This is a genomic window from Micromonospora sp. NPDC002575, from assembly GCF_042889525.1.
Taxonomy (GTDB): domain Bacteria; phylum Actinomycetota; class Actinomycetes; order Mycobacteriales; family Micromonosporaceae; genus Micromonospora; species Micromonospora carbonacea.
Genome location: NZ_JBIARA010000009.1, coordinates 160,358 through 182,658 on the forward strand (window position 1 = coordinate 160,358; position 22,301 = coordinate 182,658).

Genomic DNA, 22,301 nt, shown 5'->3' on the forward strand with positions numbered 1-22,301 from the left:
GAGGTGACATCGCCGTGAGCGAGCGACGCGAGCCGGGCACCGGGGCTCGCCACGCGGGCGGCGACGGGACCTGCGGATGAGCGGCGACTTCATCGACCGCTGGCGTGACCCGGCCGAACCGTCCTGGGTGTTCGAACCGACCACCGAGTGGCAGCCGCAGTTCCCGGGGCAGCGCTACCCGGGCGACATCGGCCTGCGGCACCAGCCGCCCCCGCCCCGGGGTCGCGCCGCCGTCGGCCGGGCCGAGGTGCAGCCGGTCAGCCCCGCCCCGGACGGGCACCGACGGTGGGGCGCGACGGACGACCATGACCCGTACCGCCGCCCCGGCCCGGACGACCACGAACCGTACCGCCGCCCGGCCAGCGACCACGAACCGTACCGCCGCCCGCCCGCCGAGCAGAACGGCTACCGGCAGCCGGCCGCCGAGCAGGACGGCTACCGGCAGCCGGCCGCCGAGCACGACCCGTACCGCCGGCCGGTCGGCGACGAGCGCCGTGCCGCCCCGGACGAGCGCGACAGGCACCGCCGGCCCGCGCCCGACGAGCACGACCCCTACCGTCCGCGCCCCGCCGCCGACGACCACGCCCCGTACCGCCGCCCCGCACCGGGCGAGGCCGCCCCGCACCGCCGGCACGCCGCCGACGAGGCCGCCCCATACCGCCGGCACGCCGCCGACGACCACGCCCCGTACCGGCGACCCGCCCCGGAGGAGTGGGGACCGGCGCGGCGCGGCTGGGACGAGCGCGGACCGGTCGAGGCGTACCCACCCCGACAGCCCGCGCACGACCAGCCCGGCTGGCAAGACCGGCGGGCCCCCGGCTGGACGCCGGACCGCGATGCGGCCGTCGGCCGGCACGACCAGCCGCGCCCCGCCGACCCCGGCCGCCGGCCCGGGCCCGGGCCCGCCGAGGCCACCCCGGTCTCTCCCGCGCCCCGGGGCGAGACCGGCTGGCTGCCCGAGCCGGACGAACACCGGAATCGGCCGTACGGCGACCGGCCGGGGCCGGCCGGGCCCGGTTGGCCGGAGCACCGCCGTCCCACCTTGGACCGCGACGGCCGGTTCGGTCCGGGCCCGGACGGGTGGCAGACGCCGCCGGCAACCAGCCCCGGTCAGGCCGCGGACCGGCTGGACCGCCAGTACGGCCGGCCCGCCGCCGACGCGGCAGGACGCCCCGCCGCCGACCCGCCGCGCCACCCCGGCGACCGGGGCACGCCTGCGCAGCACCGGGACGGCCGGGCGTACCGGGACGGGCGGGACGTGGCCGCCCGCGCCGAGGAGCATCGCGAGCCCGGTGTCCGGCCGACGCCGCCGCGAGACGGTGCCCTGCCCTGGCCACAGCCCGGTCCGCTCCGTCCGGACCCGGGCCGGAACACCGCCCCCGCCGACCCGCGCCGGGGCGACCCGTACCGCGGCGAGCGGCCGATGGAGGAGCACGGCGACGAGCGGGCACTCACCGGCCGGTACGGACCCCGCCCGCCGGTCGATCGGGCCGGATCGCCACCCAGGCAGGACATCGACGCCGCCGGACCCCGGTTCGTCCCCCCGCCGCACCGCCCACCGGTCGAGCCGCAGCACCCGCCGAGGGAGCCGCTGCGCCCGCCGAGGGAATCGCCGCGCCCACCGGTCGAGCCGCTGCGGCCACCCGTCGAGCCACACCGCCCACCCGTCGAGCCGCTGCGCCCGCCGGTGGAGTCCCCGCGTCCGGCGGCCGGGCCCGCGCGTTTCCCGGCCGAGCCGCACCCGCACCGGGCGCCGGTCGAGCCGCAGCGCCCGCCGAACGAGCCGCCTCACCCGGTCGAGCCGGCCGCCGACGTCCCGCGGGTCGCCCGGCCCACCGCACCCGCCGTGCCTCTCAGCGGACCGCCCGCCGCCGGCATACCCGTGAGCGGCATACCCGTGAGCAGCGCACCTGTGAGCGGGCCGCCGGTCCCGCCGGTCCCCGCACCGCAGGCGACCCGGCCGCTTTCCGCGCCACCCGCCAATCCCGCGCCGGCCGCGCCGTCGGCACCGGTTTCCGCGCCACCCGTGCCGCCGCTCACCGCGTCGGCATCCCCCGCGCCGCCGGCACCGGTCTCCGCGCCACCGGCCGCGCCCGTCCCCCCGCGATCGCCGGTCTCCGCGCCACCCGCCGCGCCGGTCTCACCGCCGCCCGTCACCCGGCTGCGGCTGGAGTTCCTGCCGGCCCCCGGGCCGGCCGAGCCCGGGCCCGGGCCCGACGCGCCACCGGCCGCCAGGGGCGACGCGGTCCGGCGGGACGTGCCGGCCGAGGCCGCTCCGGTCGCCGCTCCGCGTGCGGCCGAGCCCCCGAGCCGCCCGCGGCCGGAGCAGCCTGGGCTGCCCGCGCCGTCCACCGCCCCGGAGTCGGCGGACCCAACGCCCGAGCCGCCGGGTGCCGCACCGGCGGGCCCGACCGTCACTACCGAACCCGAGGCGGCCACGGGACCCCCCGCCACCGGACCCGACCCCGCCACCGGACCCGAGGCCAGCACCGGAGCCGAGTTCGCCACCAGGCCCGAGTTCACCGCCGAACCTCGGGACGCCGCCGGGCCCGAAGTCACCGTCGGGCCGGAGGTTGCCGCCGGGCCCGAAGCGACCGCCGGGCCACAGGTTGCCGCCGAGCGTGACGGGTCGAGCGTCACGACCGGCCCGGAGCTACCCGGCGAACCGGCTGTCGCCGCAGCACCGGATGTCCCCGGCCCACCGGACGCCCCCGCCGACGCGACCCGGGCCACCGCGCCGGAGGACGACGCTGGGCGGGACGGTGCCGCCGGCCCGGACGGGGCCGTGGTCGCCTCGATCGTCGACGTGCGGGCCGGGGTGGCGCGGGAGGCCGGGGCACCGGACGGCGACGCCCCCGGTGCGGACGACGCCCCCGGTGAACCGGACCGGCCCCGGGCCGCAGCCGAGCGGCCGGCCCCTGAACCGGCGCGCGCGACGGCACCGCCCCCGCCGGAGCACTCCGACGCGTGGTTCCGGCCGAGCAGATCCACGTCACCGGCCCCCGAGTCGCCAACTCCCGCCACCGCTGCGGACCCCGTCCCCGCCGCGGCCCCGGTTCCGACCCCGACCCCGACCCCGATTGCGGACTCGGCGTCGGCCCCGGCCCAGGACGCGGCCCCGGCCGACCCGGACCCGGCGGCACCGCCCGCCCCGCAGCCCGTCCCGCCGCCTGCCGCCGGCTCGACCGGGCGGATCGCCGACCCCCTCGCCGACCCCCGCCCGGTGAGCGCCGCGCCCGCCGCACCGGTGTCCGCACCGGTGTCCGCACCTCCGGTCGGGTCCGCGCCGCTCGGCGCCCACCCGACGCCGGAACAGCCGCGTTCCGTCTCGGCGCCGCCCGCGCGCCCCGTGTCCGGCGTGCCGGCACAGCCCGTGTCCGCCGTGCCGGCACAGCCCGTGTCCGCCGTGCCGGCACAGCCGGTCTCGGGCATACCGGCACAGCCGGTCTCCGGCGTGCCCGCACAGCCCGTGTCGCCGGCCGGGCCCGCCGCCGGGGCGGAGCCGCGGCCCGGCCAGGAGCGGCGGGCCGCGCCGGCCGACCCGGAGCAGACGCTCGCGGCCCTGCGGTGGCGTCTGCACCCGGAGACCCTGCGCGAGGAGATCGACGACCCGGAGTTGCTGCGCACCGTACGGGAGGGGCTGACCGGCAAGCTCGACGTCGCCCTGGACAACCGGTCCCGGGCCCGGCTGCTGAGCCTGCGGGCGGTGGCGTCGCGCCTGCTCGGCGACCTGGGGGACGCGGTCGACGACGCCCGGCTGGCGCTGACGTACGCCGAGGCCACCGGCGAGTTGCGGCGGACCGCGCTGGCGCGGGCGCGGCTGGCCCACGTGCTGCGCTGGCGGGGCGAGTTCGCCGAGGCCGACCGGCTCTTCGCGGAGGCGAACTCGACGGAGCTGCCCGACCGGCTGCGCGCGGCCCTGCACGAGCACGCCGGCCGCTGCTGCTACGACCAGGGCCGGCTGATCGAGGCGTGCCAGCACTTCGAGCGGGCCCTGGACCTGCGCCGGTCGGCCGACCCGGAACTGCTCGCCCGCACCCGGATCGCCCTGGACGCGGTCGCCGAGCGGGCCGGGCGGGACGGCTTCGGCCCCTACCCGCGCGGGCGGTCGGAGATCCTGCGGACGCCCCGGCCGCCGGTGCCGACGTACGACGAGGACCAGGACCGGTGGGGCTACGCCGACGCCGACGGCAACCTGGTGATCGGCACCGACTACGCCGAGGTGCAGCCGTTCCGGGAGGGCGTGGCCTGGGTACGCCGGCCGGAGGGCGCCCGGTGGGCGCTGATCGACGACTCGGGCCGCACGCTGATCCAGGCCAACAACGGCTACCGGTCGGTCGGCTCGTTCTCCGACGGCCTCGCCTGGGTGTCGATGGACGGCGCCGGCAACTGGATGGCCGTGGATGCGTCCAACATGGTGGTGATCCCGCCCGGCTTCGACGACGTCCGGCCGTTCCGGGGCGGGGTGGCGACGGTCCGCGCGGGCGGCGGCTGGGGGGCGGTGGACCGCACCGGCGCGCTGGTGGTGCCCACCCGCTACCACGGCATCACGACGGCCCTGGCCGACGGCCGCTACGTCGACGGCTTCACGGAGGAGGGGCTGGCCGTGGTCGAGCTGAACGGCCGGCGCGGGGTGGTGGACCGCACGGGCCGGGTGCTGGTGGCCCCGGCGCACCCGGCGCTGGTGGTGCACCCGGTGGCGTACCTGGTCGGCGACGGCCTCGGCCGCTGGGGTGCGCTGGACCGGCGGGGCGCGCCGCTGATCGACCCGGTGCACCCGAGCCGGGACCGGGTGATCGAGCAGATCGACCACCTGCTCGCCGACGCCAGCCCGCTGGTCTGACCCGACCTGCCCCGCGAGCCGCGGGCAGGTGACCATGACGCGGGCGGGCTAGGGTCGGACCATGGAATTCCGACACCTGGGCCGCTCGGGCCTGATGGTCAGCGAGATCTCGTACGGCAACTGGATCACCCACGGTTCGCAGGTCGAGGAGGACGCGGCGACCGCCTGCGTCCGGGCCGCGCTGGAGACGGGCATCACCACGTTCGACACCGCCGACGTGTACGCCGGCACGAAGGCCGAGGAGGTGCTGGGCCGGGCGCTGAAGGGCGAGCGCCGTGAGGGGCTGGAGATCTTCACGAAGGTCTTCTGGCCGACCGGCCCGGGCCGCAACGACCGGGGCCTGTCCCGTAAGCACATCATGGAGTCGATCAACGGCTCGCTGCGCCGGCTGCAGACCGACTACGTGGACCTCTACCAGGCCCACCGGTACGACCACAGCACGCCGCTGGAGGAGACGATGGAGGCGTTCGCCGACGTCGTGCACTCCGGCAAGGCCCACTACATCGGCGTCTCGGAGTGGACGGCGGACGAGATCCGGGCGGGCCACCGGCTCGCCCGGGAGCTGCGCATCCCGCTGGTGTCCAGCCAGCCGCAGTATTCGATGCTGTGGCGGGTCATCGAGGCCGAGGTGGTGCCGACCAGCGAGGAGCTGGGCATCGGGCAGATCGTCTGGTCGCCGATCGCGCAGGGCGTGCTGTCGGGCAAATACCTCCCGGGCCAGCCGCCGCCGGCCGGTTCCCGGGCCACCGACGAGAAGTCGGGGGCGACCTTCATCGCCCGGTTCCTCACCGACGAGGTGCTGACCCGGGTGCAGCAGCTCAAGCCGCTGGCCGAGCAGGCCGGGCTGAGCATGCCGCAGCTCGCCATCGCCTGGGTGTTGCAGAACCCGAACGTCTCCTCGGCGATCGTCGGCGCGTCCCGCCCCGAGCAGGTGCACGACAACGTCAAGGCGGCCGGGGTGAAGCTCGACGCCGACCTGCTCAAGGCGATCGACGCGATCGTCGACCCGATCGTCGAGCGGGACCCGGGCAAGACGCAGTCCCCCGCCCAGCGGCCGTGAGGCGGCCCGGTCCGGCCGGCGCGGCGCGCCGGCCGGACCGGGCCCACCACCGTCGCGCGGGTGCGGGTCAGCCCTGCCAGAAGCGGATCAGGTCGAGGCCGGCGGCGTAGAGCCACGGGGGCAGGCCGAGCAGGTCCGCCACGGCGAAGACGCCGTCGAAGAACCAGCCGCCGAGGCGTGGGTTCCACAGCAGCGCGAACAGCAGGATGAACCCGAACGGGGCGAACAGGTCGTACATCCGCCGCCACTGCGGGTTCAGCCACGGCTGGATCATGTTGCCGCCGTCGAGGCCGGGCACCGGCAGCAGGTTGAGCACGCTGGCGGTGAGCTGGAGGAACGCCAGCAGCGCCAGGCCCGCCCAGAACTCCACCGACCCGCCGCCGCCGAAGCCGACCCGCAGCACCGCCACCAGCACGAGGGTGAACAGCACGTTCGTGGCCGGGCCGGCGAGGCTGACCAGGGTGTGCCGCAGCCGCCCCGGGATGGCGTGCCGGTCCACCCACACCGCGCCGCCGGGCAGGCCGATGCCGCCGAGCAGCACCACCACCACGGGCAGCACGATCGACAGCAGCGGGTGGGTGTACTTGAACGGGTTCAGCGTCAGGTAGCCCCGGTGGGCGATGTCGCGGTCCCCGGCCCGGTAGGCGACCACCGCGTGGGCGTACTCGTGCAGGCACAACGAGACGAGCCAGCCCGAGACGACGAAGAGGAACACGTCGAACCGGACGTTGCCGAACCGGTTCCAGGCCATGACGCCGCTGGCCGCGAAGAGCGCGACCAACGCCAGGAACACCGGGCTGGGCCGGAAGGCCGCCCGGGGCACCCCGAGCACCAGCGGCTCCCCGCCGCCCGGGCGGCCCGGTGTCGTCACTCGGCCGGGGGCTGGAGGCTCATCCGGTATTCCACCCGGTCGTCCTCGACGAGCGTGACCGTCGTGACGCCGGATGCCGCGAGCTCCCGCCAGGTCTGGCCGATCCAGGACTCGGCGTCCGCCTGGCTCCCGAACGTCTCCGCCGGCCCCTCGGCCGCCGCGCCGTCCGCGCCCTCGTACCGCCAGCTCCACGCCATGCCGCGTCTCCCCTCGCCGCTGAAAGTCCCCCTGGGACGAACCCCCGCAAGCGTAGTCGGCCCCGTGCCGGACGGCCCGCCGCTCCACCGGGCGTCCCCGCCGGCCGCTTTCGCCCGCCGGGCCGCCGCGCGGCGGGCCCCGCCCGGTACCGCGCCGCCGGGCCCGTCCGCCCGAACCGTGGTCACCGGCGCGGGCCGACCGGCGGCGCGGGCCGCGGCGGCCTTAAGGTACGGGGCATGTCCGTTGACGGGTGGAACACGGTCCTGGTGCTCGGCGGGATCCGCTCCGGCAAGTCCGAGTTCGCGGAGTCCCTGGTCGCCGGCGCGCCCACGGTCCGCTACGTGGCGACCTCGGCTGCCGGCGACCCGACCGACGCCGAGTGGGCGGCCCGCCTGGAGGCGCATCGCGCCCGGCGACCGGACGCCTGGACCACCGAGGAGACCGCCGACGACCCGCGCCGGCTGGCCGACGTCGTCGCCTCGGCCCGGCCGAACGAGACGCTGCTCGTCGACGACCTCGGCGGCTGGGTGACCGTGCTGCTCGACCCGGCCCACCAGCCGGCTGACGACACGGCGACCGTCGCCGAGCTGGCCGACGCGGTGCGGGCCTGCCAGGCGCGGTTGGTGGTGGTCAGTCCCGAGGTGGGGCTGTCGCTGGTGCCGACCACCCCGCTGGGCCGGGCGTTCACCGACGCCCTCGGCGCGGCCAACCGGGCGGTCGCCGACGCCTGCGACGCGGTGGTCCTGGTGGTCGCCGGCCAGGCGTGCTGGCTCAAGACCCCCGCCGCGCCAGGCGTCGGCGCCGGGGTGGCCTCCGCCCCGCAGGCAGCGGTCCCGGCTCCGGGCCCGACGACGGCTGTCCAGGCGGGGGCTGTCCAGGCGACAGCTGTCCAGGCGACGGCTGTCCAGGCGGGGGTCGCGGCGGCGGCCGGCGGCGGGCGCGACGAGCGCGCGGCGGCGCTGCCGCAGGTGCTGACCCCGACCACCTCGCCGGAGCCGGCCGGCGCGCCGTGGGCCGCGCCGACGATGGCGCTGCCGGTGGTCTCCACGGGCCTGGTCATCCAGCCCGGCATGGAGCTGCCGATGCCCGACGAGTACACCGGGCCGCAGGCCGTGGAGCGGCTGGCCACGCTGGACGTGCCCGGTGCCGGGCTGGGCGTGCTGGAGCGGGTGGTGGGCTTCGCCGCGGCCACCCAGGGCACGCCGACGCCGAGGCCCTGGGACAACGTGCGGGTGCTGCTGCTGCACGGCGACCACGCCGGCGGGGCCGCCGCCGGCTCCCTGCCCGGCGAGTCGGCCCGGCGGGCGGCGCAGGCCCGCGCCGGGCAGGGCGTGCTGGCCCGGCTGGCCGCCGAGCACGGCGCGAGCCTCCAGGTCGTCGAGACGCCGGCGTCCGAGCCCATCGAGCGCCTGCCGGCCCTGGACCAGGAGCAGGTGGAGCAGGCCCTGCGGTACGGCTGGCGGCTGGCCGAGGAGGCCGCCGAGGCGGGCGTACGGCTGCTGGTGCTGGCAGCGTGCGGTGCCGGCACGGACGCCGCCGCGGCGGCGGTGCTCGCGGCGACGGCCGGCGCGGAGCCGCCCGCGGTGCTCGGCCGGGTGGTGACGGCGGGCGGCGAGATCGACGACGCGGCGTGGATGCGGCGCTGCGCGGCGGTCCGGGACGCCCTGCACCGCACCCGGCGCTCGCCCCGCGACGCCAAGGACGTGCTGGCCGAGCTGGGCGGCGGGGACATCGCGGTGGCCACCGGCGTGCTGCTCGGCGCGACCGCCCGCCAGCTGCCGGTGCTGCTGGACGGCCCGGTCGGCCTGGCGGCCGGCATGGTCAGCCGGGATCTGGCCGGGCAGGCCCGGCACTGGTGCCTGCTGGCCGACCACGGCGGCCACCCGGCGGTCCGGCTCGCCGCCGACGTGCTGGGCCTCGATCCCCTGCTGGACCTGCGGCTCGACCTCGGCGAGGGGGCGAACGCGCTGACCGCGCTGCCGCTGCTGCGCTCGGTGCTGTCGCTGGCCGCCGCGCTGCCCGCCCGCCCGGGCCCGGACGACGCGGCGCTCGCCGACGCGGCGCTCCCGGACGACGCCGCGAGCGCGGGCGACGCCGCGAGCGCGGGCGACGCCGCCGGGGACCCGGACGCGGCGGAGTTCGTCGAGCCGGAGCCGGCCGGCCCGGGCCCGGCCACCACCGAGCCCGCCGAGCCCACCCCGCCGGCCGGAGCCGGCGAGTCGGCCGCGCCGGAGCCGGACCCGGCCGGGCGGCGTGCCGACTGAGCCCCACCCAGGCGGCGGGCGGGCCGGCGACGGCCTGCGGCTGGCGCTCACCACGTTCACCGTCTGGCCGGTGCGCGCCGGCCGGGTCGACCGCGCCGCGGCGGGCGTCGCGATGGCGCTCGCCCCGGCGGTCGGCGCCCTGCTCGGGGCGGCGCTGGCCGGGGTGCTGCTGGTCGTCGGGGCCGTCGCCGCGCCGCTGGTCGCCGCGGCGGTGACCCTCGGGGCGGGCGCGTTGCTCACCCGGGGGCTGCACCTGGACGGGCTGGCGGACACCGTCGACGCGCTGGGGTCGTACCGGCGGGGCGGCGCCGCGCTGGAGATCATGAAGAAGCCGGACGTGGGGCCGTTCGGGGTGGCCGCGCTGGTGGTCGTGCTCCTGGTGCAGGCCGCGGCCCTCGCGGAGCTGGCGGCCCGGTCGTGGCCGGCGGCGCTCGCGGGCGTGGTGACGGCGACGGCGGCCGGGCGGCTCGGGGTCACCCTGGCCTGCCGGCGCGGCGTGCCGGCGGCCCGGCCGGACGGGCTGGGCGCGCTGGTCGCGGGCACCGTCGGCCCGGTCGCGGCGGGGGTCGGCACGGCCGCCGTCGCGCTCGTCGCGGTCGCCGCCGTGCCGGGCCGCCCGTGGCAGGGGCCGGCCGCCGTGCTCGGCGCGCTCGCCGTCGCGGTGCTGCTGCTGCGCCACCTGGTACGCCGCCTCGGCGGCATCACCGGCGACGTGCTCGGCGCGACCGTGGAGGTGGTGACCACGCTGGCCTACCTGGGGCTGGCGGCGACCCGGTGATCCGGACGCGCCGGGGCGGGTAGCGTTTCGGGCGACAGGCCGGCCCGGGGCAGACAGGGGACCACATGCTCATCACCGACGACTTCCTGCCCGTCCCGGTCCCCGAGTCGCTCACCGCCACCTACCTGGTGCCGATGGTGGGCCTGCCGAAGGTCGGCGCGAGGACGGCCGTGCGGGCGCTGGCCGGGCGGCTCGCCGAGCCGGTGCACGGGCTGGCGACGCAGATGCTGGACAGCCCGCTGATGAGCGTGGACACCCGGCCGGTCGCCGAGTTCCCGGCGCTGCCGCCGGACCTGCTGACCGCGTTCGGGGCGAGCCAGGCGCAGCTCGACCGGCTCGCCGCGGCCACACACCTGGTGGTGGTGCAGGCGGAATACCGGCCGGGCTGGCCGCCCGCGCACGAGTGGGCGGCGCGGGCGGTCGCCGCCGCCGTCGCCGAGAGCGCGGGCGGGGACGTGGTGGACGTCTTCGGCCTGCAGTTCCTCGACCCGGCCACGGCGCTGCGGTCGCTGCCGGACGACCAGGGGCGGATCCGGCTGGTCGACTGGGTGCTCGTGCCCTACTCCTCCGACGCCGAGGGGCTGTGGTTCACCACGAAGGGGCTGCGCCGCTTCGGGCTGCTGGAGTTGCAGACCCAGGGGGTGCCCGACCACCTCACCCGGGCCTGGGGCGCGGTGCTCACCGGGGCCGCCCGCCGACTGCTGCGGGCCTGGACCGACGGGCTGGCCGGCGACGAGGTGCCGGCGTTCGTGCAGCTTCCGGTGCTGGCCACGGTCACCGGGCACGACATCGCGGTCGCGTACGGCAACCCGGAGCAGCACGGGGCGACCGCGCCGGTGCTGCTGCGGCTGGAGCTGGACCCGGCCACCGACCCGGACGCCGACTCGTTCCTGAGCCTGCGCCCGCCGCCGGGGCACCCGGGCCCGGACGGGCGATACTTCGCGGCGGCCTGCGCCACGCTGTTCGACGGCATCGCGCCGGACGTGCGCTACGCCCGCCCCGGCGACGCCATGAGCCGGGCGATCGCCACGGCGCGGGCCGGCCTGGACGACGTGCGGGCCCGGTTCCTGGCCGGCCGGCTACCGGCGGAGTCGCAGCTCGTGGTCAAGTACGGCCTGCCGGGCGACGAGGGCCCCGAGTACGTGTGGGCGGGCGTGACGTCGTGGGACGCCCCGGAGCGGATCGTCGGGACCAGCGCCAGCGACGCCGGCACCGACCCGACGGTGCGCATCGGCGCCCCCGTGGTGGTCGAGGCGGCGGACGTCGTCGACTGGGCCGTCCTGGGCGCGGCGGGCGTCGTCGAGGGCGGCTGGACCCAGGCCGTCCTCGACTCCGGCGAACCCCCGGCCGGACGGTCATCCGACGCCGACGGACCCCCGGCCTGACGCTCAGCGCACCGAGGGGGTCACGAACGGGGGGCGGGTGACGGTCAGCGGGGCGCGGCGGCCCCGGATGTCGACGTCCACCCGGTCGCCGTCGGCGAGGCCGGCGGACGTGTCGAGCAGGGCCAGGGCGATGCCCTGCTTGCGCGTCGGGCTGAAGGTGCCGCTGGTGACCGTGCCGACGCAGGCGTCGCCGACGTACAGCTTCATGCCGGGGCGCGGGATCGCCCGGTCGACGGCGACCAGGCCGCGCAGCGTACGCGCGGGGCCGGCGGCCCTCTCGGCGCGCAGCGCGTCGCGGCCCCAGAACGCCGGCTTGTCCCAGCCGACGGCCCAGCCCGAGCGGGCCTGCACGGGGGTGATCTCCGGCGACAGGTCCTGCCCGTGCAGCGGGTAGCCCATCTCGGTGCGCAGGGTGTCCCGCGCGGCCAGCCCGCAGGCCCGCAGTTCGTACGCCTGGCCGGCGGCGGCCAGCGCGTCCCAGACGGCGACGGCGTGCCCGGCGGGCGTCACCAGCTCGTAGCCCAGCTCGCCGGTGTAGCCGGTGCGGCAGACGGTCAGCTCGGCGTCGCCGAGGGTGGCGGCGCGGAAGCTCATGTAGTCGTGGTCGGTGGGCAGGCCCAGCGCGTCGAGCAGCGCGGCCGAGCGCGGGCCCTGCACCGCCAGGACGGCGTGTGCGGCGTGCTCGTCGGCGACGACGACGGGTTCGGGCGCGGCGGCGCGCAGCCGGCGCACCACCTCGGCGGTGTTCGCGGCGTTGGGCACGAGGAAGACGTGGTCGTCGGCGTGCAGGTAGGCGATGATGTCGTCCACCACGCCGCCGGTGGCGTCGTCGCAGCACAGGGTGTACTGCGCCTGGCCGGGGCCGATCCGGCCGAGGTCGTTGCTGAGGCAGGCGTTGACGAAGCCGACCGCGCCGGGGCCGGTGACCCGCGCCTTGCCCAGGTGCGACACGTCGAACACGCCGACGCCGGTGCGGACCGCCGCGTGCTCCCGCAGCACCCCGCCGCCGGCGTACTCCAGGGGCATCTCCCAGCCGCCGAACGGGGCGAACTTGGCGCCGAGGGCGGTGTGCCGCTCGTGCAGCGGGGAACGGCGCAGCCGGGTCTTGGCGGCGTCGGAGGTCGCGTCGGTCATGGGTGGCAACTTACCGGTGGCTGAACGGCTGGTTAGCATCGGCGGGACCCCCGTCGGCGGTGTTCGGCGGGACAGCCCACCGTCCGGCGGGTAGGTTGCCGCCGGAGACCTTCACCGCCGGTACGCGACGACGCGGCCGGCCCGGCCCGCCCGGAGTAGCTTCAGTGACATCGCCCAGCACCACCCTCAGCCTGGTCGACACAGACCCCGCCGAGCTCGCCGTCGACGCGATCGTGATCGGCCTGCACAGCCAGACCGGGGAGCAGGACGTCGCCGGCGGCCCCGCCGGCACGCTGCTGCTCGCCAGCGGCGCCGAGAGCATCGCCGCCGCCTTCGACGGCAAGCTCACCGAGACGCTGGCGCTGCTCGGCGCGACCGGGGCGCCGGGCGAGGTGATCAAGCTGGCGACGCTGGGCACCGTGACGGCACCGGTGGTGGCGGCGGTGGGCCTCGGTCCCGAGCCGACGGGGGCGGCACCCGCGCCGGAGACGCTGCGCCGGGCCGCCGGCGCGGTGGTGCGGGCCCTGGCGGGGGCGCGCCGCGTGGCGCTGAGCCTGCCGCTGCCCGACGACGCCGACGCCGCCGACGCGCTGCGCGCGGTGGCCGAGGGGGCGCTGCTCGGGGGCTACCGGTTCGCCGGGTACAAGACCCGCCCGCAGCCGGCCCGGCGCGAGCCGGTCGCCGAGGTGCTGATCGCGGTGCCGGAGGCCGGCGACGCGGGCGCCCGCGCCGAGATCGAGCGGGCGCACGCGGTGGCCGGCGCGGTCCGGCTGACCCGCGACTGGGTGAACACCGCACCGAACCTGCTGCGCCCGCCGGCGTTCGCCGACGTGGTGGCCGAGGCGGCCCGCGCGGCCGGGCTCGCCGTCGAGGTGCTCGACGAGGCGGCCCTGGCGGCCGGCGGCTACGGCGGCATCCTGGCCGTCGGGCAGGGCTCGGAGGCCCCGCCGCGCCTGGTCAAGCTCACCTACACGCCCGAGGGCGGGGGCAACGGCAAGCGGGTGGCGCTGGTCGGCAAGGGCATCACCTTCGACACCGGCGGCATCTCGATCAAGCCGGCGCAGGGCATGTGGGAGATGAAGTCCGACATGGGCGGCGCGGCGGCGGTCGGCGCGGCCATGCTGGCGATCGCCGCGCTGAAGCCGGCGGTGACGGTGACGGGCTACCTGCCGATGGCCGAGAACATGCCGTCGGGCACCAGCTACCGGCCGGGCGACGTGATCACCATGTACAACGGCAAGAAGGTGGAGGTGCTCAACACCGACGCCGAGGGCCGGATGGTCCTGGGCGACGCCATGGCGCGGGCCTGCGAGGACGGCACCGACTACCTGTTCGAGGTCTCCACCCTCACCGGCGGGCAGGTGGTCTCGCTGGGCAAGCGGATCTCGGGCGTGATGGGCACGCCGGAGCTGTGCGAGCGGGTCCGGGCGGCCGGCGACGCGGTCGGCGAGCCGGCCTGGCCGATGCCGCTGCCCGACGAGGTGCGCAAGGGCATGGAGTCCGACGTCGCCGACATCTCCCAGGTCAACGCCGGGATGGACCGGGCGGGGCACATGTTGCAGGGCGGGGTGTTCCTGCGCGAGTTCGTCACCGACGGGGTGGCCTGGACGCACCTGGACATCGCCGGCCCCAGCTACCACTCGGGTGAGGCGACCGGCTACTGGACCAAGGGCGGCACGGGGGTGCCGGTGCGTACCCTCGTGCACCTGGTGGAGGACGTCGCCGCCAACGGCTGACGTGGTCGCGCGGAGGGGTCCCCGCGTCCGTCGGGGACCCTTCGCCGCGCGCGCTACCGGTGCGGGCCGGGCGGCGTGCGGGCCGGGCGGCTCAGTACAGCTCGGGGCGGCGCTTGCGGCGCTCGTTGTAGTCCCGCATCCGCTGCGGGTAGCCCATGAGGCGCACGTCGTAGATCGGGATGGCCAGCTTGTGGGCGAACCGGCGGGCCCCCTCGGGGCCGTCGACGCGCCGGCGGGTCCACTCCCCGTCGTCGGCGATGAGGATCACCGTGGTCTCGGTGACGGTGGTGCGGGGCTCGATGAACGCCTCGACGCCCCGCCGGGTGCGGACGAAGTTCTCCAAATGGTCGAGATCGGCGCGATCGGGCGCGCGGTCCCGCCCCGCCGGGCGCGCCTTCTTGCGTCGTCGAAACAGCGCCACCGCCCGTCTCCCCCACCATCCGTCATCGAAACCGGTGCCAAGCGTACGTGTCGGGGACGTGTCGTTGGGCACCTCACTACGCGCCCGCTGCGCGGTGGTGACAAGATGACCGAGGTGGGGTCTGTCCGTGCCACCCCTGCCGTGACCCCCGATGCAGTGACGCGAACTGGGAGTTGGACGTGAGCGAGCCGAACGAAGCGACCTTCGACATCGTCATCCTCGGAGGTGGCAGCGGCGGCTACGCGACCGCCCTGCGCGCCGTCCAGCTGGGCCTGACCGTGGCGCTGGTCGAGAAGGGCAAGCTCGGCGGGACCTGCCTGCACAACGGGTGCATCCCGACGAAGGCCCTGCTGCACGCCGCCGAGATCGCCGACTCCACCCGGGAGTCGGAGCAGTTCGGCGTGAAGGCCGAGCTGGTCGGCATCGACATGGCCGGCGTCAACGCGTACAAGGACGGCGTGATCTCCCGCCTCTACAAGGGCCTCCAGGGGATGCTCAAGGGCAACAAGGCGATCACCATCGTCGAGGGCCACGGCCGGCTGGTCGCCCCGAACGCCGTCGAGGTCGACGGGAAGCGCTACACCGGCCGCAACGTCGTGCTGGCCTCCGGCTCGTACGCGAAGAGCCTGCCCGGGCTGGAGGTCGACGGCGAGCGGATCATCACCAGCGACCACGCGCTGGTCCTGGACCGGGTCCCGTCCTCGGCGATCGTGCTGGGCGGCGGCGTGATCGGCGTCGAGTTCGCCAGCGTGTGGAAGTCCTTCGGCGTGGACGTGACGATCATCGAGGCGCTGCCCCGGCTGGTCGCCGCCGAGGACGAGGAGTCGTCGAAGGCGCTGGAGCGGGCGTTCCGCAAGCGGAAGATTAACTTCAAGGTGGGCAAGCCGTTCGAGAAGGTCGAGAAGACCGAGAACGGCGTCAAGGTCACCATCGCCGGCGGCGAGACCGTCGAGGCCGAGCTGCTGCTGGTCGCCGTGGGCCGCGGCCCGAACACCGCCGACCTCGGCTACGAGGAGCAGGGCGTGAGGATGGACCGCGGGTACGTGCTGACCGACGAGCGGCTGCGCACCGGCGTGCCGAACGTCTACGCGGTCGGCGACATCGTGCCCGGCCTCCAGCTCGCCCACCGGGGCTTCCAGCAGGGCATCTTCGTGGCCGAGGAGATCGCCGGCCAGAACCCGGCCGTGATCGACGAGGCCGGAATCCCCCGCGTCACCTACTGCGACCCCGAGCTGGCGTCGGTCGGCCTCACCGAGGCGAAGGCCAAGGAGCAGTACGGCGCCGACAAGATCAAGACGTACAACTACAACCTGGGCGGCAACGGCAAGAGCCAGATCCTCAAGACCGCCGGTTTCGTGAAGCTGGTCCGGGTGGAGGACGGCCCCGTCGTCGGCGTGCACATGGTCGGCGCGCGGGTCGGCGAGCTGGTCGGCGAGGCGCAGCTCATCTACAACTGGGAGGCGTACCCGGCCGAGGTGGCGCAGCTCGTGCACGCCCACCCGACCCAGAACGAGGCCCTGGGCGAGGCGCACCTCGCCCTCGCCGGCAAGCCGCTGCACGCGCACGCCTGATCGAGAACTCATTCCGCGGCGTCCGGCGGCAGACGGGCGAGATCGCACCAGGGGAAGAAGGAGTCTTAGAACATGCCGGTATCGGTCACCATGCCTCGGCTCGGCGAGAGCGTCACCGAGGGCACCGTCACCCGCTGGCTCAAGCAGGAGGGTGACACCGTCGAGGTCGACGAGCCGCTGCTCGAGGTCTCGACGGACAAGGTCGACACCGAGATCCCGTCCCCGGCGGCGGGCGTGCTGAGCCGGATCGTGGTGGGCGAGGACGAGACCGCCGAGGTGGGCAGCGAGCTGGCCGTCATCGCCGGCGAGGGCGAGTCCACGGGCGGTGGCGGCGGGGCCGCCGCGCCGCAGGAGAAGCCGGCCGAGGAGGCCGCCGAGGCCGCCGCCGCGCCGCAGGCCGAGGCGGAGCAGCCGGCCGTCGAGGAGCCGCCGGCCGCGCAGGCCGCCCCGGCCCCGGCGGGCGAGGGTACCCCGGTGAAGATGCCGGCCCTGGGCGAGAGCGTCACCGAGGGCACCGTCACCCGCTGGCTCAAGCAGGTCGGCGACACCGTCGAGGTCGACGAGCCCCTGCTGGAGGTCTCCACCGACAAGGTCGACACGGAGATCCCGTCCCCGGTCGCCGGCACGCTGCTGGAGATCAAGGTCCCCGAGGACGAGACCGCCGCCGTCGGGGCCGACCTGGCGGTCGTCGGCGCGGCCGGCGCCGCCCCGGCCCAGCCGAAGCCCGAGGCCAAGCCCGAGCCGAAGGCCGAGCCCGCCCCGGCGCCCAAGGCCGAGGAGCCGACCCCGGGCTCGTCGTACAACGAGCCGGCGGCGGAGGCCGAGACCGCCGCCAAGCCGGTCCAGGCCGAGCAGCAGGCGCAGCCGCCGGCGCCGACCGCCGCCCCGGCCCGCCCGAGCGCGCCCGCCCAGGGCGGCGTGGAGGCGTCCGGGTACGTGACCCCGCTGGTCCGCAAGCTGGCCGGCGAGCACGGCGTGGACCTCGCCTCGGTCAACGGCAGCGGCGTGGGTGGCCGCATCCGCAAGCAGGACGTGCTGGAGGCGGCCGAGAAGGCCAAGGCGGCGCAGGCGGCCCCGGCCCCGGCGGCGCAGCCGGCCGCCGCGGCGGCCCCGGCGAAGCCGGCCGCGAAGCCGCAGCCGAGCGCGAAGCGCGGCACCACGGAGAAGCTGCCCCGGATCCGGGCCACGATCGCCAAGCGGATGCAGCAGTCGCTGCACGAGATGGCGCAGCTCACCACGGTCGTCGAGGTGGACGTCACCAAGGTCGCCAAGCTGCGGGCCCGCGCCAAGGACTCGTTCCTTGCGCGGCACGGCGTGAAGCTGTCGTTCCTGCCGTTCTTCGCCCTCGCGGCGGTCGAGGCGCTCCAGACGTACCCGATCGTCAACGCCAGCATGGACCTCGACGCCGGGACGATCACCTACCCGGACGCCGAGCACCTCGGCATCGCGGTCGACACCGAGCGCGGGCTGATGGTGCCGGTGATCCACGGGGCGGGCGACCTCAACCTGGGCGGCCTGGCGAAGCGGATCGCCGACCTGGCCGAGCGCACCCGCACCAACAAGATCAGCCCGGACGAGCTCGCCGGGGCCACGTTCACGCTGACCAACACCGGCAGCCGGGGCGCGCTGTTCGACACGCCGATCGTGCCGTCGCCGCAGTCGGCGATGCTGGGCACGGGCGCGGTGGTGAAGCGCCCCGTCGTGGTCAACGACCCGGAGCTGGGCGAGGTCGTCGCGGTCCGTTCGATGGTCTACCTGGCCATGTCGTACGACCACCGGCTGATCGACGGCGCCGACGCGGCCCGCTTCCTGGTCGCGGTCAAGGAGCGGCTGGAGGGCGGCAACTTCGAGGCCGAGCTGGGCCTGTAACCACCGCTGTCCCCTCCGACGGGCGCTCCGGTCACCTCGACCGGGGCGCCCGTCGGCGTACCGGTGGGATCTCCCGGTTCGGAAGCGGCTGCGCCGAATCCGCCCGCCTGCCCGGCGGACGCTGCGAGAGTGGACAGGTGCGCGGCAAGCGGCGGCGGGGCAGCCTCGGGCCCGCCGTGGCGGTCGCGCCCGGCGCCCGGGTGGACCGGTTCGAGGTCTTCTTCGACCTGGTCTTCGTCTTCTCGTTCTTCGTCATCGTGCGGGCCACCGCCACCGACATCACCGGCCACACCCTGCTGCGCAGTTTCCTCGTGCTGGCGGTGCTCTGGTGGGTCTGGGTCATCCACAGCGTGGTCGCCACCCGGGTCCGCCTCGGCGAGGGCTTCGTGCCGGTGGTCATGGTCGTCGGGATGGCCGCGGTGTTCGCCTTCGCCCTGACCGTGCCGCAGACGATCAGCACCCACGGGCAGGGGCTGGCCGGCCCGCTCACCGTCGCGGTGAGCTACCTGGTCATCCGGGTCGTCCACCTGTGGATCCACTGGCACGTGATGCGGAACGAGCCGGTGGAGAGCCGGCACCTGATGAAGCTCGCGCCGGAGCTGGTGCTCAGCACCGGGCTGCTGCTCGCCGCCGCCCTGGTCCCCGCCCAGTTCGCCGACCCCGACGACGGCGCGCTGGTCCGCGACTGGCTCTGGGCCGTCGTGGTCGTCTCCCAGTACGCCACCGGGCTGCTGGCCGGCACCGGGGGCGGCGGGGTGGCCTCGGCCGAGCACTGGACCGAACGGTACGACCTGATCCTGATGATCGCGCTCGGCGAGTCGGTGATCTCCGTCGGCATCGGCACCAACCTGGCCAGCCGGCCCGTGGGCTGGCAGGCGATCACCGCCGCCGGCATCGCCATCGTCCTGGCCGCGACGCTGTGGTGGCTGCATTTCGACGTGGTCGGCCCGGCGGCCCGCATCGCCCTGCACGCCGCCCGGGGCCGGACCCGGGTGAGGCTGGCCCGCGACGCGTACGCCTACCTCTTCCTGCCGATGATCACCGGGCTGATCCTGTTCTCCCTCGGGGCGGAGGAGATACTGAACCTGCTCGGCCAGCCGCACCTGCCGCTGGAGGATTCGCTGCACCGCCCCGGCATCCCGCTGCTCTACGGAGGGGTGGCCTGCTATCTGTCCGGCGACATACTCTTCCAGCTCCGCACGCTGCGCACCCTCACCTGGGTCCGCGTGGGCACGGTTGTGCTGATCCTGGCCCTGATCCCGGTCGCCAGCCGCATGCCGGCGCTGGCCGCGATCATCCTGCTCACCTGCGTCTGCGTCGGCCTGGTGGCCGTCGAGGTGGTGACGATGGCCGACTCCCGGCACGCGCTGCGCAAGGCGGTCTTCGCCGAGCGGACGGCCCACGAGGCGCGGGAGGCGCAGTGGCGGCGACGCTGGCACGACGGCGACCCGGACGAGGAGTGACGGGGGCCGCGGGCGGGCCGGGGGCCGACCGGGGGCTGCGGGCCAGCCGGGTGCCGCGGGCCGGGGGCTGCGGGCCGGGGGCTGCGGGCCGGCCGGTGCGGATTCAGCGGTCGGCGGATTCGCCGGTCGGCAGAATCCGCCCCCGGCGCGTTGCCCGCCGGTCGCCGGTGCCGGACGCTGGGCCGATGGCCACCTTCTCGCTCCAGTCCACCCCGACCGACGCGGCGGGTTGGCTCGACCTGGCCCGCCGGGCCGAGGCCGCCGGCTTCGACGCGCTGCTCGCGGCAGACCACCCCGGCTCGTGCGGCGACCCGTTCGTCGCGCTGGCCGCCGCCGCGTCGGTCACCACGACGATCGGCCTCGGCTCGTACGTGTCGAACCTCGGCGTCCGCGAGCCGATGCTGCTCGCCGCCGCCGTGGCCACCCTCGACGTCGTCTCCGGCGGGCGGGCCCGCCTCGGCGTCGGGGCCGGCCACACCCCCGCCGAGTGGCGCGCGGTCGGCCGGGAACGCCCCGACGTCGCCGGCCGGGTACGCCGCTGCGTCGCCGCCGCCGAGGCGGTGCGGGCCCTGCTCGACGGGGAGGAGGTGACCGTCGACTCCCCCGAGCTGACCGTGCGCGCCGCCCGGCTGGAGTCGCCCCGGCCGGTCCAGGGGCGCGTGCCGCTGACCGTCGGCACGTCCAACTCGACGCTGCTGCGCTGGGCCGGCGCGCACGCCGACGTCGTGGGGCTGGCCGGCCTCGGCCGTACCCTCGACGACGGCCACCGGCACGAGGCCCGGTGGCGGGCCGACCAGATCGAGGCGCAGCTCGCCCGCGTCGCCGAGGGCGCGGCGGGCCGGGCCCGGCCGCCGGCGCTGGAGGCGCTGGTGCAGACGGTGGCGGTGACCGACGACGCGGAGGCCGTCGCGGCGCAGCGGGGGGCCGCCGTCGGCCTGACCGGCCCGGAGCTGCTGGCCACGCCGTTCGTGCTGATCGGCACCGAGGAGGAGATCGTCGCGGCGGTCGCCGAACACGAGCGCCGCTGGGGCGTCACCCGCTTCGTGGTACGCGCCGACGCCCTCGACCCGCTCGCCCCGGTCCTACGCCGCCTCGCCACCTGACGGGCACGCGGGGTCACGCGGGGACTCGCGGGGACTCGCGCCGACTCGCGGGCTCGATCGTGGAAGCAGTGGCATCCGGCGGCGCGCGAGGCCACTGCTTCCGCGATCGAGCGCGATCTCGCAAGACGCCGCTCAGCCCAGGGTGTCGTAGAAGCGGATCTTCTCGCGCAGGTGGTCGTACTGGCGCTGGAGCAGGCGCATCTGCTCCTCCACCCGCTCCGCGTGCCGCACCAGCAGCGCCCGGCGCTGCCCGGTCGTGTGCTCGCCGGCGCGGGCCAGCTCGGCGTACCGGCACATCTCGGCGATCGGCATGCCCGTGTCGCGCAGGCAGCGGAACAGCGTCAGCCAGCCCAGGTCCTCGTCGGTGAACACCCGACGCCCGGCCGAGGTGCGCCCGACGCCGCTGAGCAGGCCGATCCTCTCGTAGTAGCGCAGGGTGTCGAGGCTGAACCCGCTGCGGCGGGCGGCTTCCGAGGGGGCGTATCCGGTCACGGACGCACAGTAGCGCTTGACCTGGAGCGCGCTCCAGGTAGAAAACTGGGCGCATGACGACGACACGGACACTGGGGCGCAGCGGGATCGAAGTCAGCGCGATCGGCATGGGGTGCTGGGCGATCGGCGGGCCGCTCTGGGGCGACGACGGGCAGCCGTACGGGTGGGGCGAGGTCGACGACGACGAGTCGATCCGCACCGTGCACCGGGCCCTCGACCTGGGGGTGACGCTGTTCGACACGGCCAGCAACTACGGCGCCGGGCACAGCGAGCGGGTCCTCGGCCGGGCTCTGGCGGGCCGCCGCGACCAGGTGGTGATCGCCACCAAGTTCGGCAACCGCTCCGACGAGGCGACCCGGCTGGCCACCGGCACGGACGCCTCCCCCGCCTACGCGGTGGAGAGCCTGGAGGGGTCGCTGCGCCGGCTCGGCACCGACCACGTCGACCTCTACCAGTTGCACCTCAACGACCTGCCGGTGCCCGCCGCGCTCGACCTCGTCGACACCCTGGAGGGCCTCGTCGCCCAGGGCAAGATCCGGGCGTACGGGTGGAGCACCGACTTCCCGGCCTCGGCGCGGGCGTTCGCCGAGGCGGGCGCGCACTGCGCGGCGATCCAGCACGACCAGTCGGTGCTGAAGGACAACGCGGCGATGTTCGCCGTCTGCGCCGAGCTGGACCAGGCCAGCCTCAACCGGGGGCCGCTCGCGATGGGCCTGCTCACCGGCCGCTACCAGGGCAGCCCGGCGGCGCTGGGCGGCGACGACGTGCGCGGGAAGGCCCCGGAGTGGCTTGACTGGTTCACCGACGGCCGGCCGACGCCGCAGTGGGCGGCCCGGGTCGCCGAGGTGCGCCAGGCGCTGACGGCCGACGGCCGTACGCTCGCGCAGGGTGCGCTGGGGTGGCTGCTGGCCCGAAGCGACCGGACGCTGCCGATCCCCGGGTGCCGCACGGTGGCCCAGGCGGAGGAGAACTTCGCCACGCTCGCCCTGGGCCCGCTGCCGGCCGACGCCTTCGCGGAGGTGGAACGCCTCCTGGCCGACCTGCGCCCGACCAGCGTCGGAAGCTGATCCGCTGGCGGGTCGGTGTCGGGAGCTGACCGGCCGGGCAGCGCCG

Annotated in this window: 16 protein-coding genes; 11 read left to right on the plus strand and 5 right to left on the minus strand. The window is 76.5% G+C overall.

Features of this window, described 5'->3' with window-relative positions; genetic code table 11:
• Positions 1-76: 76 nt before the first annotated feature.
• Complete coding sequence (locus ACFYWL_RS16185; protein WP_386972975.1) at positions 77-4,843, plus strand: WG repeat-containing protein; 4,767 nt, start codon at positions 77-79, stop codon at positions 4,841-4,843.
• Between the two features lie 61 nt (positions 4,844-4,904).
• Entirely contained in the window at positions 4,905-5,903 is a 999-nt protein-coding gene (locus ACFYWL_RS16190; RefSeq protein ID WP_386972978.1) for an aldo/keto reductase family protein, read from the plus strand.
• Positions 5,904-5,970: 67 nt separating this feature from the next.
• Here the strand turns inward: ACFYWL_RS16190 and ACFYWL_RS16195 are convergent, their stop codons facing one another.
• Complete coding sequence (locus ACFYWL_RS16195; protein ID WP_386972980.1) at positions 5,971-6,774, minus strand: site-2 protease family protein; 804 nt, start codon at positions 6,772-6,774, stop codon at positions 5,971-5,973.
• Entirely contained in the window at positions 6,771-6,971 is a 201-nt protein-coding gene (locus ACFYWL_RS16200; RefSeq protein ID WP_386972982.1) for a hypothetical protein, read from the minus strand. Before ACFYWL_RS16200 ends, ACFYWL_RS16195 begins: the two co-directional genes overlap by 4 nt.
• 237 nt (positions 6,972-7,208) lie before the next feature.
• On the opposite strand from ACFYWL_RS16200, the gene ACFYWL_RS16205 reads away from it, so the two are divergent.
• The 3 genes from ACFYWL_RS16205 to ACFYWL_RS16215 all read left to right on the plus strand — a co-directional run bounded on the left by ACFYWL_RS16205 (position 7,209) and on the right by ACFYWL_RS16215 (position 11,399).
• Complete coding sequence (locus ACFYWL_RS16205) at positions 7,209-9,236, plus strand: bifunctional adenosylcobinamide kinase/adenosylcobinamide-phosphate guanylyltransferase (RefSeq protein WP_386972985.1); 2,028 nt, start codon at positions 7,209-7,211, stop codon at positions 9,234-9,236.
• A complete protein-coding gene (locus ACFYWL_RS16210) occupies positions 9,226-10,014 on the plus strand; it encodes an adenosylcobinamide-GDP ribazoletransferase (RefSeq protein WP_386972987.1) in 789 nt (262 codons plus the stop codon). Before ACFYWL_RS16205 ends, ACFYWL_RS16210 begins: the two co-directional genes overlap by 11 nt.
• A 65-nt stretch (positions 10,015-10,079) precedes the next feature.
• Positions 10,080-11,399 carry a DUF2314 domain-containing protein gene (locus tag ACFYWL_RS16215; protein ID WP_386972990.1) on the plus strand — a complete coding sequence of 440 codons (1,320 nt, stop codon included), beginning with the start codon at positions 10,080-10,082 and terminating at the stop codon, positions 11,397-11,399.
• A 3-nt stretch (positions 11,400-11,402) separates the two neighbouring features.
• Here ACFYWL_RS16215 and gcvT read toward each other — a convergent pair whose 3' ends face one another.
• Positions 11,403-12,533, minus strand: a complete 1,131-nt coding sequence (gene gcvT, locus ACFYWL_RS16220; protein WP_386972992.1) for a glycine cleavage system aminomethyltransferase GcvT — start codon at positions 12,531-12,533, stop codon at positions 11,403-11,405.
• A 164-nt stretch (positions 12,534-12,697) separates the two neighbouring features.
• Here gcvT and ACFYWL_RS16225 point away from each other — a divergent pair, with 164 nt between their 5' ends.
• A complete protein-coding gene (locus ACFYWL_RS16225) occupies positions 12,698-14,269 on the plus strand; it encodes a leucyl aminopeptidase (RefSeq protein ID WP_386972995.1) in 1,572 nt (523 codons plus the stop codon).
• Positions 14,270-14,360: 91 nt separating this feature from the next.
• On the opposite strand, the gene ACFYWL_RS16230 is transcribed toward ACFYWL_RS16225, so the two are convergent.
• Positions 14,361-14,690, minus strand: a complete 330-nt coding sequence (locus tag ACFYWL_RS16230) for a hypothetical protein (RefSeq protein ID WP_386972998.1) — start codon at positions 14,688-14,690, stop codon at positions 14,361-14,363.
• Positions 14,691-14,869: 179 nt separating this feature from the next.
• On the opposite strand from ACFYWL_RS16230, the gene lpdA reads away from it, so the two are divergent.
• The 4 genes from lpdA (at position 14,870) to ACFYWL_RS16250 (ending at position 20,696) form a co-directional block, all read left to right on the plus strand.
• Entirely contained in the window at positions 14,870-16,261 is a 1,392-nt protein-coding gene (gene lpdA / locus ACFYWL_RS16235; RefSeq protein ID WP_386973000.1) for a dihydrolipoyl dehydrogenase, read from the plus strand.
• Positions 16,262-16,333: 72 nt separating this feature from the next.
• Positions 16,334-18,130 carry a 2-oxoglutarate dehydrogenase, E2 component, dihydrolipoamide succinyltransferase gene (sucB, locus tag ACFYWL_RS16240; RefSeq protein ID WP_386973002.1) on the plus strand — a complete coding sequence of 599 codons (1,797 nt, stop codon included), beginning with the start codon at positions 16,334-16,336 and terminating at the stop codon, positions 18,128-18,130.
• Positions 18,131-18,267: 137 nt separating this feature from the next.
• Positions 18,268-19,593, plus strand: coding sequence for a low temperature requirement protein A (locus ACFYWL_RS16245; RefSeq protein ID WP_386973005.1), 1,326 nt, complete (start codon positions 18,268-18,270; stop codon positions 19,591-19,593).
• A 185-nt stretch (positions 19,594-19,778) separates the two neighbouring features.
• A complete protein-coding gene (locus ACFYWL_RS16250) occupies positions 19,779-20,696 on the plus strand; it encodes an LLM class flavin-dependent oxidoreductase (RefSeq protein WP_386973008.1) in 918 nt (305 codons plus the stop codon).
• A gap of 132 nt (positions 20,697-20,828) precedes the next feature.
• Here ACFYWL_RS16250 and ACFYWL_RS16255 read toward each other — a convergent pair whose 3' ends face one another.
• Entirely contained in the window at positions 20,829-21,188 is a 360-nt protein-coding gene (locus ACFYWL_RS16255; protein ID WP_386973011.1) for a MerR family transcriptional regulator, read from the minus strand.
• A gap of 53 nt (positions 21,189-21,241) precedes the next feature.
• Here ACFYWL_RS16255 and ACFYWL_RS16260 point away from each other — a divergent pair, with 53 nt between their 5' ends.
• A complete protein-coding gene (locus tag ACFYWL_RS16260; RefSeq protein WP_386973013.1) occupies positions 21,242-22,255 on the plus strand; it encodes an aldo/keto reductase in 1,014 nt (337 codons plus the stop codon).
• Positions 22,256-22,301 lie beyond the last annotated feature (46 nt).